Source organism: Paenibacillus allorhizoplanae (assembly GCF_927798215.1).
Taxonomy (GTDB): Bacteria; Bacillota; Bacilli; order Paenibacillales; family NBRC-103111; genus Paenibacillus_E; species Paenibacillus_E allorhizoplanae.
In genome coordinates this window covers 163560-178606 of record NZ_CAKMMW010000012.1, presented here as the reverse complement: position 1 = coordinate 178606, position 15047 = coordinate 163560, and the positions used below count along the sequence as shown (strand labels likewise).

Genomic DNA, 15047 nt, shown 5'->3' with positions numbered 1-15047 from the left:
GAACGTCACACTCCAATAGTAATAATTATCCATATTAGCTTAGCATATTCCCTCGGTAGGGGCCTATTAAATTGCATAGCAAAAAGCCGCCGATCTTCTCAGCAGCTTAGCGATTTTATAAATTTGCTGGCTCGTGATAATTCCTTACCATTAAACCTGCAACAATTTCGCGATCATCTTGGTAATGTCCCCTCGCATGACGCCTCCATGGTAGCAGACCACACACTCTATGTCGAAGGGCAGCAACTTCTCCATAGAGCGGATTGCTTGCTCCATATTGATGGTTGAGTAAGGAGAGGAGCATTGCAACTCACCCTCATTGATTACCAAAGCGTCCCCGGCAATCAACGTCTTGCTTGCTTGGTGGTAGAGACTGATATGGCCTGGTGTATGACCTGGCGTATGAATAACAGTCAAACCACCGCCAATTGGAAGTATCTCCCCGTCCGCCAATAATCGGGTAACATTCTGCTTGGATGGATGAAGGAAAGTATGCTCGAACGGAATGCGCACCTCATCTGGTAAGGTTGCCAACACAGCCTGTAATCGATCTGGAGGGAATTTGAGCAGTGGCGCTTTCCCATCGATCGTATCCCTGTCGTCTTCGTATGCGTATACTTCAAATGAATCTGTGTCTACCCGGTTCTGAAACTCTGGCAAACTGCCGATATGATCGATATCCTGATGTGTCAAAACAATGGCACCTAGCGGCTTCCGCGTGATTCCAGCTTGTTCAGCATACGCGAGAATCTCGCTTGATAAACCTGGCATTCCCGTATCAATCAATGTCCAAGCATCGTTGTCGCTGATGATAACCGGGTGAATCATCAAGGAGCGCCCACTTAACTTCATCTCTAATTCTAACATCTCTAATCCATCAGCAATACGAATGAGTTACCTCCAGCAGGAATATAAAAACTTATGAGTTCAATATAGAACCATTTAGTTTTTATGTCAATGGAAGATCGTTGACTTCATTCACTTCTAGTGTCAATATAGGGTTGGGTGATCTACGAAAATGGCATTTTCAAAAAAGGATAAAATCCTACATACAGCCATGGATTTGTTTCGGGAGAAGGGCTACAGCGCTGCTTCCATGCAGGACATTGCCGAAGTTGGCGAAGTGGCGAAAGCAAGCATTTATAAATTTTACTCGTCCAAAGAGGACTTATTTACGGCAGCGTTCTTAGTCTGCCATCAAATGCTTTTGGAGCAGGCGTCTGAACTCGACCGATCCGGGATGCCGTCTGGCTCGTCCCCTAAGGAGAAGTTGAGCCGTAAGATCGAGTTTAACCTTTACTACGTACTCGAGAATCATTCGTTTATGATCGATTTCCATGAGCTTCCCATTATGGAGAATGAGCCGTTCGTGGACGCGCATAAAAAGATGAAAACCGCCCTGCTTACCTGGCGAAAGGAATTGCTGATCGAGACGTTCGGCGAGCAACTCGAGCCATACGTTTGGGACGCCGTTTTGATATTCCAAGGAATTCTACATGAATATATGAATGGTGTTTTGCGCAAAGTAATTTCACTCCCCATTGCAGATCTTGCAGACTTTATCGTTGATCGGATGGAGGCTGTCGTTCAAGATCTTATCCGAACTGCTCCCAAGTCGATAGTCGGCGAAGGGATCGTCCGTTCCAATCACTTGGAGCGAAAGGATCAGGAGGCGAGGAAAGGGACTGTTCGAGATTTCCTCACGGCAATGGAGGAGCGGATTCAAGAGCTTCCCTTGTCAGAAATCTCTCGGATGGAATTGAAGGAAGTTGTCGGTCTGCTTCATAAGGAAGTTCTTATGGATAAGCCGAACCTTACCTTGTTACGGGTATTGAAGGCTCATCTTGAAGCTGTTCCAGAGCTTCGCTCGTATTTACGGCAGCTCAAGCTGTTGCTGACCTAGATTCTTATGTTGTGTCATCCTAGAGATAAAAATAACCCCACAGCTCATCCCTGTGGGGTATTTCTATATCACTATTTATCTCAACGTTTTCAACGCGCCGCTCCAAGCTTTCACTTGATCGAGCATCGCATTCACGTTATCTTTGTGAAGATCAGCTGGCTTGAATACGGAGAAGTTTTCGAAATCTGTAAACAAGGAGAATGTCGGATGTACGCGAACGTCTGCTACCAATAGCTCACCTAGAATGCCACGCAGATGTTCAGCTGCACGAGCACCACCTGTTGAACCGTAGCTCACGATACCAGCGGCTTTGTTATTCCAAGCTTCACGTGCCGAGTCTAGTGCATTTTTCAAAGCTCCTGTAATGCTGTGGTTGTATTCTTGAACGATAAATACAAATCCGTCCAAGCTGTCAAGCTTGGCATTCCACGTTGCAAGACCAGGTTCTTCCCCTGTACCTTCACCTAAGAAAGGCAGTTTATACTCTGCAATATCCACGATTTCGTAAGCAGCATCTCCGCGTTCATCAGCAATTTGCTTAATGTATTCGCCTACTTGCGGGCTAACACGTCCTTGACGGGTGCTACCTAGAATAATACCTATTTTAAGCTCTTTGTTCTCGTTTGTCATTTCCCTACCTCCTAATATAAAGTAAATCGCTTACTTAATGTTACTTAGTTATTATAGCGAGTAAACTTGCTCACTGGAAGTAGGCACTTTAAAGATACCCGGTATACTTTAGGATACCTACTCTTAATTAATAATCCCATGTGAAACAATCTCTACTTTCATCGAAACTTGAAAGTTCGCTTTCGGATATTCAGTTTCCCAGTCCATCTTTTTCCATTCGTTCGGATAAAAAGCCATCATATCCCTCGCAATACCCAAAGCGTCAGAATTTGCCTGCTGAAGTTGCTTACATATCCCATTGGCTTCTTTTGTTATGACCTCAGAGAACAGCTTATTCAATTGTTCAACCTTTTCCTTGTCGGCTAAGTCATCGTTGGCATATTCAATAATTCTGCCCTTCATATTCAGGCTGAGCTGAATCTGAACTTGCCCCTCCGCGTCAATCCAGACCTCTTTTTTTCGCTTTAAGTTCGAGATGTTAAGTGCTAAATAATCGGAGGGTTCGTCTTTATCATCGGAAGCTTCCTCCTCAATATCTCTTGTGATCACACAAATATCACCTTTATCTCCGTTCATTAATAGATACAACATGGATTGCTCTGGCGTTAAAGAATAACCTGTGTATTTGCGTTCATGCATTAGAGCCAGTCCGTCAACCACAGCTTTATCAGTCTCTTTCCTCAGAATCGGGATGGCGGGGTCCCGCCCTGAATCATGTAGCATGGGGTAGAGTGAATGCAGAGTCATTGCAGGGATGATCGTTTCATAGCTAGCACTTCTAAGGATTTTCCGCAAATATTCACCTGCCGTTGCAGACCCAATTCGATCGAGGCGAATCAAGTCGCCAGCTTGCCCGCGAACAATTGCCACTTTAGCAAGCATAGGAACATTTGAAGTCCGAAAGGACGAGTCCAGAATTTGCGCTAAATCTTTTTTTGCCACCTTCTCGCCGAGCAGCATGACTTGATTTTTGGAGGTACCTATCGGGCCTGCGATTTGCAACCCAATTTTTTTGAATAACGCATCTTGCAGTGTAGGTCCCGATGCTGTTAACACCTCATGGACGGGTGCCGTTCGTTCCTTACCACCAGGCGATTGAATGGTTACGGTAGTAACGATATCGTGCTGATCATTCATATCAATCGATGCCGCATAGATGAGTTGCAAGTTTTTGAGTTCATTTCGATAGTTGCATCCTGATAGTAACAGGAGACTAAGGCAGCTAATCACTAATTTTCTCATACCGGTGGCATCTGTCCCCTTTCCCCGCTCAGCCAGGCTATCAGTAGGAGCACGATCGGAATCCCGAGAATGATAAAGCTATCATATTGAGTGATCTGCTCTAAGAACTGGACTTGATTCTCCGATCGCCAGAATATTCCCGTTAAACAGACAAGTGGGACCAGATAGTAAATCGCTTTACTGTGCTCATGGCGATGAAATAAGTACCCCAATCCCTTCCCTGCACTGTAGAGGTAACTGATCTGTGTTGAAGTTACTTTTACCAGCCAGATAGAAAGAAAAAGCAGGTCTAATCGTTCTAGAAACGGTAGGGAAATCCCATTGAGATAGTACGGTACAGGCTGCGGAATGTAGTTAATCGATTCCGGACTGAAATTTAAATAACAGATGAGAACCATGATCAGAAAAAAGGCGGTAGCCAATCCATTTGCCCACAGAATAGGAGGAATCAAGCTTTTTCCTTTTGCTTGAATATCGGAATTCAGCACTAAAACCACTTCAAAACCTAAAAAGGATAGCAAAGAGCTTTTTACTCCCAACAATATGGCATGGAGCCCTTCTTGCCCAACAGGCAATAGATAGCGGTAGTCCATCGTGCTAAAGTTCGTCATCATGATCGCCAGCATCACAATAATTAATAGGGTAATTAACACATTATAACGGGCAATAATCCGAATATTTTCCTTAGCCATGTATAAGCAAACAATAAAATTCGCAACGATGATGAGACCGGGGTTCGTATGGGGTAATATCCATAACTCTACGAACGTCATTTCCATCAATAAAATCAGACAGCTCGTAAAGGTAAAATGTAAGATATACACCACGTTGATCACATTCCCGAACCATTTGCCCACAATGAGAGGAACAAATTGATATAGATTTTGCCGGGGAAATCTCTGGCATAACAATGCGTAAGCTACCAGAATGAGTTGGACGCAGGCTCCAGCCACAAGAACAGAAATCCATCCATCTACACCCGCAGCTTTATGCAAATCATAAGGGAAAGAAAGCACAGCGATACCGATCTGCGTTTGCAAAATGAAGGCAAATAATTGAACCCTAGTCATGATGCCCTCCTATCAGACGCTTTACGGCGGAAGATCCGTCTTGGCAACTGAACAAGCGTAGTCAGAATGCGCCTTGGTTCGAATGGAGTGAACGGATAGAAATAAGGCACACCAAATGTTTCGAGTTTACTTAGATGCATGAACAGAAGACAGAAGCTAAAGGCAATACCCGCAAAACCGAGCAGCGAAGAAGCAATCATGATGGGGAAAGAGATAAGCCGAATAGCAAGGCGCATTTCATGTGAAGGCACGCTGAAAGAAGCTACTGCTGTCAATGAGATGACAACAATCATCGTCGTTGAAACTAAATTGGCATTCACAACTTCACTTCCGATCACGAGACCTCCGACGATAGACAGCGTAGCTGCGATTGATTTCGGTAATCGAATCGCGGCTTCCCTGAGCAACTCTAGCACGGTAATCATGAACATGGCTTCCATGAGCGGATTGAATGGGATATTTTCCAACGAGGCTTTCAATGAAAACACCAAATCAATCGGCAAGACATCAAAATGATTCGAAACAATGGATATATATACCGACGGTAGCGCAATACCGATCATAACGCTGATTAAACGGAGGAATCTGAAAAAGGTCCCATTCCACCACCTGACATTAAAATCATCTGCCGCTTGAAAAAACATAAAGAACGTTACAGGCAGAATCGTCGCGAATGAGCTTCCGTCTACGAGTAGTACGATTCGCCCTTCCATTAAGTGCGAAACGGTCGTGTCGGGTCTTTCGGTAAACAGCAATTGTGGAAATGGCGATAAGTGACTGCTTTCCAACCGATCGGTAATTTGCCCTGATGATTTAATGAAGGTAGCCTGATTCGTAAGCAGGTTGGCAATAATTTCGTCAACAACCGTCATGTCGGCAATATCACACATGTATAGCAGCTTGACGTCCGTTGGGCTTTCGGAACCTAAGGTGAAATGCCGCTCAACTAGGTTCACGTTTTTCAACCGTTGGTGGACCAGCTGCCCATTGATGTAAACGTCATCCACGAATCCGACATGTGATCCGCGAACCGTTTGTTCATTTTGCGGTTCTCCTACGCTGTTCACCACGCGTGCACTTGCATCCACCAGAATAATATCCGCTCTTTGCTGGAGAAGAATCGCGCATTTACCTTGGAGCATCCCTTCTGCAGCAGCTCTTAGATCTGTAACTTTCTCGATGTCTAGAATGGGCAGCACGTCTTCCAGCCGGCCTTCCCCAGCATCTAGCAGAGGTCTCAAAATATCCGATTGCAGCTTACCTGCATCTGTAATTGTCGTCAGATAGAGCAAGCTCCCCCTCAGCCCATGCAGCGTGAACGCCCTGGACCGCACATCGTCGGAAGAATGGAAATACTGGAATAGCTTCTGTATATTCACTTCGATCTCTTCGGAGATCAGAAAAGAATCCTTTTGCATTTCCATACCGCACCCTCCGTCCAAGCACATTTCCGTTAGTATTTACCAGTTTCGAGGGATTATCCAGACTATTGCCCCGCACCATATCGTACTTGTAGGTGACACTCCCACTCCCGCGACGTTCGTGGCGTTTGGGTACCCAGTTAATAAAATCAAAAAAACACCCTGTACCGCTATGCGGCCAAGGGTGCTTCATCAATGCTTGTACATTAGCCCAAATCAGGCGTATCGGTTAGTTCAATGATAGCATTCTCCGTGTGGTGCAGTTCCAATACGATAATCTCATTGCGCCCTTCTTTTAGTAGGGGAGCTGGCAGATACAACGTGTTTTGGGGGCCTTTTTCCCAGAAGCGGCCGAGGTTGAAGCCATTGATCCATACGACGCCTTTGGACCAGCCTGCCAACTTGACGAACGTATCTCCTGTTTCATCTACAAGGAATTCGCCGCGATAGAGGGTCGGACGATTTAGGAACTTACTATCCACGTTGGCTCCTGATAAAATTTCTCCTGTCGTCTGAACGAATGGAACCGCCACGATATTGTCTAGTGGGAGTGGATGAATCGTCCAGTCAAAAAGGAACTGATTATTCATTCTCACGCCTTCTGTGATCCCTTTGTAATCACGGAGATGTGGACCATAGTTGACGCGACCCATGTTCTCGACAACGATTTCCAGCTTCGCTCCCCCAGCAGGAATGTCCATCTGGAGTGGACGTGGATCCCAGCGTTCTACCGTACCTTGGTACACGCCATCTAGGAAAACTTGCGCACGATCGTGTACCTCTTGCAGGTGCAAGCTTTCGCCGATTCGAGGCCCAGATATCCTCGTTGCGTAGACGATGAAACCATAATCTTGTCCGAGGTGCTCCATCGAAACCGGATAGGTACGCTTGACTGGCTTCGTCAGATAAGCCAAAGATTCCAGTACATCCGCCTTTTCCGTCAAAGCAATTTGCCCATAGCTTTTCTTCTGAATTGGCGCAGGCAGCGCAGGAAGTTCTTCTACCGATTTCCCCAAATGGTTGGCAATTACCTTACGCACTGCGCTATATTTCTCTGTCACATCACCACATTCGGACAAGGGGGAATCGTAATCGTAGCTAGTAATTGTCGCTCCATATTCCTCTTGGCAGTTGGCTCCGTTGTAGAATCCAAAGTTCGTTCCACCGTGGAACATATAGAAATTGACCGAGGCACCCGCTCGCAGCATCCGATCGAATACATCCGCGACGTCTCCAGCGTCTCTCGTGTGATGCGGCTTCAACCAGTGGTCAAACCACCCGTTCCAGTACTCCATGCAGAAAAGCGGCTCATCCTCACGATACTGACGGAATTTCTCGAAAGCTTCTTCCGGCTGTGAGCCGAAATTAACCGTAGCCAGCGTCCCCGGTACTGTTCCACCTTGCAGCATACCATCTTCAGGACCGTCTGAGGTAAACAGCAGCACGTCCACACCACGGCTAATTAAGCCGTCTCTCAAATAGGTTAAATACGCGGTATCATTTCCGTAGCTGCCGTATTCATTCTCGATTTGCATCGCTAGAATCGGCCCGCCATTCGTGCTCAGCAGCGGCTTCAAACGAGGAATCAACTCATCGTAATAGCGATCGACTTTTTGCAAATACATAGTATCCATACACCGTAATTTCATCGAAGGATATTGAAGCAGCCAAGCTGGCAGCCCACCAAACTCCCACTCCGCACAAATGTAAGGACTAGGCCGCACGATCACATGTAGACCGAGGTTTCCTGCTAGCTGTACGAATGCCTCCACGTCCGCGAGGCCGCTGAAGTTGAATTCGCCTTCCTTCGGTTCATGCAAATTCCAAGGTAAATACGTCTCAACCGTATTAAAACCGCAAGCTTTCAGCTTTAATAAACGGTCTTCCCAATAGGCTGGCACTACACGGAAATAATGAATAGCTCCTGACAAGAGTTGGATAGGCTCCCCATCTAATAGAAATTGCTTGCTTCCCGCTGTTAAAATCGTCACGATGATCCCTCCGAATTATCCGTATGTATGTTCTTTCTTCTTCTCTCATCATCGCTGATTCCTACCGTTCTGCTCAATCTCCAAATAGCGCATTTTCTATACCAAATGTGCCAAAGGATGCTATGATAGAAAAATCAAATCAACAAACAAGCACGAACTAGAAAAATTAAAATCAACGAACAAGCGCGAACTAGAGGCATCAATACCACCAATCGAACCCCAACTGGAGGCAATCTACGTGGAGGATTTGTATAGAGATATTTACCGATTTCCGAATATGATTCAGACGCTGCAGGTCGTCGGTTGCCACTTTGGGTTGCAGCCCCCAGGGTGGGCCTATCCGAGGCACCATCATCATTTATTTGAGCTGCTGTACTGCTCGGAGGGTGAGGTCTTGCATGAGATCAATCGCCAATCGATCACCATGTACGCAGGCGACTGGCTGCTTATTAAGTCTGGTGTCCGACATCAATCCGCCAACCCGTCAAATGTGCATTATGGTTATTTCAATGTCCATTTTGATCTCGACGATACAGAAATTCGCAGTCTCCTAGCGGCAACCCCCTTCCAGCTGATCCGTCAAAAGCAAGCCTCCACGAGCAAGCTTCGCAGCTACGTAGGTGAATTAGAAGCTGTTGTGGCACGCAACCAGTTGTTAGAGCAAGATGCTGAGCAGGCTGGATCGTCTCAGCTGCTTTTTGAAGATAAGCTGCTGCTGCAGTCCTACACGCTGCTCATCATTCATGACGTGCTCGCGCTGCTTCGCGCCCAGCAGCACACAGAAGTGAAAACAACGCGTGAAAGTACGAGTGCAACGAACCGCGATGCTTCGTTGTTCTCAACTGACATCGCGCATGCGATCGAGGAGAAGCTGTCCCTTGGGCTCGGCGAGGAAGCTTCTGTCGCGGGGATCGCCAAAGAGCTGAACATGAGCCGCAGCCAGTGCAGCAAGCTGTTCTCCAAGGTGTACGGCCTATCACCGCGCCAGTATGTCAGTCAGCTGAAGCTGAAGCAAGCCAAAGAATTGCTCGTTACGACCCATCTGTCGATGAATCATATCGCCGACAAGCTTGGCTTTCAATCGGCCAGCCACTTCTCGCGGCAATTCCGCCGCTGGACTGGCCAGTCGCCAAGCGAGTTCCGGCCGAAGCACCATACGGTGCAATAGATTAGGGCTTGGCGGTGTTTAAGTCGAATTATTCGACTTACAGTGGCTCTTTGCCCCCGATCGGCTCGTTCGGCGAGGAGTTAGTCGGTAAAACCGACTAACTCTAGCTTATTTATCTCGCTTGGCAATCAGTTAGTCGGTAAAACCGACTAACTCTAGCTTGTTTATCTCGTTTGGCAATCAGTTAGTCGGTAAAACCGACTAACTCTAGCTCATTTACAGCGTTTGCCTCGATTGGCAAACTGTAAGTCGATGTAATCGACTTACTCGACACTGCAGTCACACCAGCAGTCGATTACGCAGAAAGGCCAATAAGAGAACGGGCTACCGTTCCTCCTATTGGCCTTCCTCTGTCTTACGCTCTACGCTCTTACTCTCTACTCTCCACTCTCCACTCACTACTCTCTACTCTCTACTCACTACTCACTACACATCACTCACTTATCCGTACCTCAATACCAAGCTCCTCAATCGTATCCACCCACTCCTTCGGGCAACCGGCGTCGGTGATCACCATGGAGATTTCCTCCAGCTTCGCGACTCTGGCAAACGTAGACAAGCCGAATTTGCTATGATCTGCGATCAGAATGCATTCTTCTGCTCTTTGCATCATTTTGCGCGAGATCACGGCTTCAGCCAAATGAAAATCAGTAATTCCATCCGTTAACGAAATGCCGCTAGCTGAAATAAACGTTTTGTTTACTTTAAATTGATCGAGTAGTTGATCAGTCAGGGTGCCTGTCACAGCCCGACATTCTTGATTAACTTCTCCGCCAGCAAAAATAATTCGTCCACGGAACGTTTCCATTGCTAAATTGAGAATCGGGATAGAGTTCGTAATTAACGTCACATTCGTCTTGTCATTCAAAAAAGGGACGATTTCAATTGTCGTTGTCCCATTATCCAGCATGATCGTTTCACCATCTTGAACGAGTGACGCAGCTAATTTCCCAATTGCTGCTTTCTCTGGTTTCATCATTTGTACACGATTTAAAAAGGGAGGCTCGACCATCTCCATGCGCATTTTGACGGCGCCGCCATACACCTTGCGTAGTTTGCCTTCCTTTTCCAAACGGTCCAAATCTCGACGCACGGTTTCCGTTGAAACGGTCAGCAGCTCAGATAGGTGATGTACTTGGACTTTCCCTTCCATTTCCAAATGGTTCAGTATCGTCATCCTGCGATCTTCATAGGTTAATGACATTATGGCCTCCTAATATGACCGATAGTTTGTAAATGTTGTTGTTTTATGTTGTTTTCATTAGTTTAGGGGTTCTTACTAGGTGTGTCAATCGGAGGAACTTCACCACCTTTCACCCACAAAAATTGCTCGTTGACAGCTTTGCCTAACCAGTTTACAATTGTCAACAAACAACAACACTTTGTATTAATTCAACATGATTCCACAAACAATATTCAAATCGGAGGCTATAATCATGTTCAAGCAGCAACCGCTGACTTTTCGCGAGGATCGTACGTTTACGATCACACAGTTTACAGATTTACACTGGATTGATGGCAGAAAGGAAGATCAACAAACCCTCCGTTTGATGGAAGAAGTACTCGATGCGGAGCAGCCTGATCTCGTCGTTTTTACCGGAGATGTCATTTACACAGGACCTGTTTCGGAAGGTGAACACCACTGTGAAGAGCCCCTTCAAGCTTTTCGCGAAGCCGTGCAAGCTGCCGAATCTCGCCAAATTCCATGGGCAGTGGTATTTGGCAATCACGACACTGAAACCCTCATCACAAGACAAGAGCTCATGAACAGCGTCCTCACGTATCCGTATTCAGTGACTCAACCTGGCCCTGCCGAGCTTAGCGGCGTTGGCAACTACCGCCTTCCCCTCAGTGGCCGTGACGGAAAGACTGCAGCGAGCTTATACTTTTTCGACTCAGGAAGTCGCTCTACAGTCGCTCAGATCCCAGGTTATGACTGGATTCACCATGATCAAATCGGCTGGTATACCGAACAGTCCCGTAACGAGCAGCGTGAACTGCCTGCACTCGCTTTTTTCCACATCCCGCTTCCCGAGTATCAGTACGTGTGGGAACGTGCGACATGCTATGGGAACAAACACGAAAATGTCTGCTGTGCTCACGTTAATTCAGGATTGTTCGCCGCTATGGTTGAAATGGGCGATGTCGTTGGAACCTTCTGTGGACATGACCACATCAATGATTACTGGGGAGAACTTCACGGAATTCGTCTCTGTTATGGGAGAGCAACCGGCTACAATACATATGGCAAAGAAGGCTTTCATCGTGGTGCCAGAATGATTCGCCTCCGCGAAGGTGAACGTACTTTTGAAACTTGGCTGCGACTCGCCGACGGCACCGTCATCCGTGATCAACCCGAACACTCACCAACGCTGTAAACTCACTTACGTTTGGAGCTGATCACTTGTTGACTGCGTCAATTTTACTCGTTATTGCTTCAGGACTTACACACGCCATTTGGAGCCTGTTTACCAAAAGCAGCCTGAACAAAGGCGTCTTCTTATGGTCCATCATCATGGTCACTACCGTTCTTCTACTTCCATATTTGATCAAAGAGTTATGGTTTACCCCGTTAACTTTATCTGCATATGCACTACTTTTACTATCCGCCGCTTTACAAGCTGTTTATGCCCTCTTGCTCTCGCGCACCTACAATATGGGGGATCTCTCGCAGATCTATCCGATTATGAGAGGTACCAACACCTTATTTATCCCGATTGTCGGTGTCTTGTTTCTACATGAATCCTTATCGCTACTCGGATGGACGGGACTGCTATGCATGGTGATTGGTTTCCTGTTGCTCAGCGGTATCTTCACAAGTGCGCGATCTGCTGGACAGACATCTGTCCAATCACTTAGGCCCTTCCTAATGGCGCTTAGTGTGGGGCTGTGCACGACTTGCTACGTACTTGTCGATAAGCTGAATCTCGCACATATCTCACCTATCGCTTTATTAGAAGTGACGAATATCGGATTCGTCGCAGGGCTCACACCGCTTGTCATTGCATCCAAACAACTGCGCAGAGAGTGGAAAATAAACTTCAAAACGATTGCTCTCGGAGCAGTTCTCAATCCCGTATCCTATTTATTATTTCTCTTCGCCATGAAGTACGCTCCTGTTGCCCATATTTCCCCATTGCGAGAAATTGGGACTGTTTTCGCCACCATTCTTGGCATCGTTATTCTTAAAGAGAAGCAAGGTATATTACGCATTCTTTGCTCTATTCTTATTTTAATAGGGATTCTAGTTATCAGTTTTTGGGGTTGAAAAGGGAGGAATATCAATGAACCATTGTAATCGTGTCATTATTATTGGTTGGGATGGTGCAGGCAACTTTGTCCGTGATGCGCACACCCCGAATTTGGACCGTTTGTTCGAGGCAGGTGCCTCCTCGCTGGAGGCGCAAACGGCATCGCCTACAATCAGCGCGGAATGTTGGGGAACACTTCTGCACGGGGTTAATCCGGCAAAGCATGGACTTACTAACACCAAAGCAGAAGTAGAAGCCTTCCCTGACGACTCACCTTATCCGTCTATTTTCCGCGTTGTTAGAGAAGCATTCCCACTTGCTAAGCTAGCCGCCTACAGCGCCTGGAAGCCCATTAACGATGGGATCATTGAGCCTTCGATCGGCATCCATAAAATGTCACTGCCTGATGATGAGCTAGTCCAAGCTATAGCCGCCTACATCCATGAAAACCCAGATTTCAAGCTGCTCTATGTGCAACTGGATCTCCCCGACGCCGCTGGTCATAAGTACGGATACAATATGCCGGAACAACTTCGCGTTATCGAAGAGTCGGACCGTCATACCGGCGTCATTCTAGAAGCACTTGAACAGTCTGATCTGCTAAAAGATACCCTTATCATCGCTGTCACCGATCACGGCGGTGGTGGCGAGAATGCTTTTGATCACGGCAGTGATCATCCTTTAGACAAAACCATCTTCTGGAGCTGCACAGGTCCTGGCATCGCACCTGGCACCAAGCTCGACAATGTCAACATTGTCGACACAGCAACTGTCATTGCCCATGCACTCGGACTCGATGTGCCCGCTTCTTGGGAAGGCAAACTGCCAGAGGGATTGTTCCACAGCTTGTAATCGCCTCAACGCAAAGAAAGCCCGACTTTGTCCACAATGGCCATGTCGGGCTATACTTCGTTTTAACTTATCTACTGCAATACACACCGAAGCTGCTTAATATAGGATTGATACGTGATTCGGTCACTTTCAACTGAATGTATCTTGCTTTCGTCTGTTGGAAGCTGCAAATCTTCTTATACCCAACAACGGTACCTTCATAAAGGTAAACCCACTCATCGCCTTGTTTGAAGGCCAGCTGGAAGCGTTCAATCCGTTGTCCTGATTGGATATATTCCTTCAATACGATACGATCAAACGTCGTTTCTGTACCAAGATCAATCACAAGCTCAGCTTGCTCCATCCCTTCCTGCGGACACCAATAGGTATCGGATCGACCATCAGTTAGGTTCCCCGCATCGACACTTGTATCCCTGGTTTGAGAGGCCCATACGTTCGCTCCTTCAGCTAGATCTTGTCCATAGGTAGCACGGAGCCATTGCCCAAATTCACGCAAATACCGTGCATCTGTCTCATGAATGAGCCCACGTTGATCCGGTGGAATGTTCAGCAGAAGTGCGCTGTTACCGCCAACTGTACTCTCGTATAGATCAATCAATTCATCGACAGTTTTCACCTTATCATCGTCAACAGGATCGTAGAACCACTGGGGTCTGATCGATACATCCACTTCCGCCGGATACCAAATCATTCGATTAGCTTCCGCCAAAACAGATCGGCTCCCCAAATCTTCTGTTTCTGCATTTATTTTTTGCGAAAAAGTACCATCATCCTCCTGTTGCGATTCGGATTCAATTTCCTCGATATTCCATCTAGCATCAGGAACTACACTCCATTCCGATTCGCGTGTGTGACCGGCTTCGTTGCCGCACCAACGAACATCAGGTCCACAAATATTGATAACAGCACTAGGCTGCAGTTCGCGAATAATTCGATAAGCAGCTTCCCAATCATATACTTGCATTTTACCGTTCGGTCCCTCACCGCAAGCACCATCAAACCAAACGCAAAAAATTTCACCATAGTTCGTCAGAAGTTCTCTTAATTGATTCTGGAAATAAGTATTGTATCTTGGGGAATCCCCATAACTAGGCTCATGCCGATCCCATGGTGATACATACACACCAAATTTCAATCCCTGCTCACGGCAGGCTTCAGCTACATCTCTTACAACATCCCCTTGCCCATCCTGCCATGTGGAGGATTTGACCGAATGATCCGTGTAAGCACTTGGCCAGAGACAAAATCCATCGTGATGCTTACAGGTCAGGATCACGCCTGTCATTCCTGCTAAACGGCAGGACTCGACCCATTGTGCAGCATGATAAGCTGTTGGATTAAACAACTGAGGATCCTCGTCACCTAATCCCCATTGTCTTCCCGTAAATGTGTTCATACCGAAATGTATAAACGCATAAAACTCCATCTCTTGCCAAGCCAATTGGCGTGGAGTGGGAACGACCTTTACTGCTTCTTCTAAGGAAACTGCCATCTCTATATTGCTCCTCACACGAAATAA

At 46.6% G+C, this 15047-nt stretch carries 13 protein-coding genes; 5 read left to right on the top strand and 8 right to left on the bottom strand.

The genetic code is table 11. The annotated features are described in order from the left end of the window. Positions 1-150: 150 nt before the first annotated feature. Complete coding sequence (locus L6I86_RS20015) at positions 151-867, bottom strand: MBL fold metallo-hydrolase (protein ID WP_236289944.1); 717 nt, start codon at positions 865-867, stop codon at positions 151-153. A 151-nt stretch (positions 868-1018) separates the two neighbouring features. On the opposite strand from L6I86_RS20015, the gene L6I86_RS20010 reads away from it, so the two are divergent. Continuing rightward, positions 1019-1903, top strand: a complete 885-nt coding sequence (locus L6I86_RS20010; protein WP_236289943.1) for a TetR/AcrR family transcriptional regulator — start codon at positions 1019-1021, stop codon at positions 1901-1903. Between the two features lie 75 nt (positions 1904-1978). Here the strand turns inward: L6I86_RS20010 and L6I86_RS20005 are convergent, their stop codons facing one another. The 5 genes from L6I86_RS20005 to L6I86_RS19985 form a co-directional block, all read right to left on the bottom strand. After that, positions 1979-2533: an NADPH-dependent FMN reductase gene (locus L6I86_RS20005; RefSeq protein WP_236289941.1), complete on the bottom strand. Its 555-nt coding sequence runs from the start codon at positions 2531-2533 to the stop codon at positions 1979-1981. A gap of 123 nt (positions 2534-2656) precedes the next feature. After that, positions 2657-3775: a Ger(x)C family spore germination protein gene (locus tag L6I86_RS20000; protein ID WP_236289939.1), complete on the bottom strand. Its 1119-nt coding sequence runs from the start codon at positions 3773-3775 to the stop codon at positions 2657-2659. Further along, positions 3772-4845 carry a GerAB/ArcD/ProY family transporter gene (locus L6I86_RS19995; RefSeq protein ID WP_236289937.1) on the bottom strand — a complete coding sequence of 358 codons (1074 nt, stop codon included), beginning with the start codon at positions 4843-4845 and terminating at the stop codon, positions 3772-3774. The genes L6I86_RS20000 and L6I86_RS19995 overlap by 4 nt, the downstream gene beginning before the upstream one ends. Further along, positions 4842-6269, bottom strand: a complete 1428-nt coding sequence (locus L6I86_RS19990) for a spore germination protein (RefSeq protein WP_236289935.1) — start codon at positions 6267-6269, stop codon at positions 4842-4844. Before L6I86_RS19990 ends, L6I86_RS19995 begins: the two co-directional genes overlap by 4 nt. A 203-nt stretch (positions 6270-6472) precedes the next feature. After that, positions 6473-8257, bottom strand: coding sequence for a glycoside hydrolase family 35 protein (locus L6I86_RS19985; RefSeq protein WP_236289933.1), 1785 nt, complete (start codon positions 8255-8257; stop codon positions 6473-6475). Between the two features lie 238 nt (positions 8258-8495). Between L6I86_RS19985 and L6I86_RS19980 the strand changes: the two genes are divergently transcribed. Further along, a complete protein-coding gene (locus tag L6I86_RS19980) occupies positions 8496-9425 on the top strand; it encodes an AraC family transcriptional regulator (protein WP_236289932.1) in 930 nt (309 codons plus the stop codon). 433 nt (positions 9426-9858) lie between these two features. Here the strand turns inward: L6I86_RS19980 and L6I86_RS19975 are convergent, their stop codons facing one another. After that, the gene (locus L6I86_RS19975; RefSeq protein ID WP_056617719.1) at positions 9859-10629 is read right to left on the bottom strand and encodes a DeoR/GlpR family DNA-binding transcription regulator; all 771 of its coding nucleotides are present in this window, start codon (positions 10627-10629) and stop codon (positions 9859-9861) included. A gap of 232 nt (positions 10630-10861) precedes the next feature. Between L6I86_RS19975 and L6I86_RS19970 the strand changes: the two genes are divergently transcribed. Genes L6I86_RS19970 through L6I86_RS19960 form a run of 3 tightly spaced genes read left to right on the top strand, consistent with a single transcriptional unit; the run spans position 10862 to position 13528 of the window. Further along, complete coding sequence (locus L6I86_RS19970) at positions 10862-11803, top strand: metallophosphoesterase family protein (RefSeq protein ID WP_236289930.1); 942 nt, start codon at positions 10862-10864, stop codon at positions 11801-11803. 26 nt (positions 11804-11829) lie between these two features. After that, positions 11830-12693, top strand: coding sequence for an EamA family transporter (locus tag L6I86_RS19965; protein ID WP_236289928.1), 864 nt, complete (start codon positions 11830-11832; stop codon positions 12691-12693). Between the two features lie 16 nt (positions 12694-12709). Beyond that, the gene (locus L6I86_RS19960; protein ID WP_236289926.1) at positions 12710-13528 is read left to right on the top strand and encodes an alkaline phosphatase family protein; all 819 of its coding nucleotides are present in this window, start codon (positions 12710-12712) and stop codon (positions 13526-13528) included. Between the two features lie 67 nt (positions 13529-13595). On the opposite strand, the gene L6I86_RS19955 is transcribed toward L6I86_RS19960, so the two are convergent. Continuing rightward, entirely contained in the window at positions 13596-15020 is a 1425-nt protein-coding gene (locus tag L6I86_RS19955) for an alpha-L-fucosidase (RefSeq protein ID WP_236289923.1), read from the bottom strand. Positions 15021-15047: the final 27 nt, after the last annotated feature.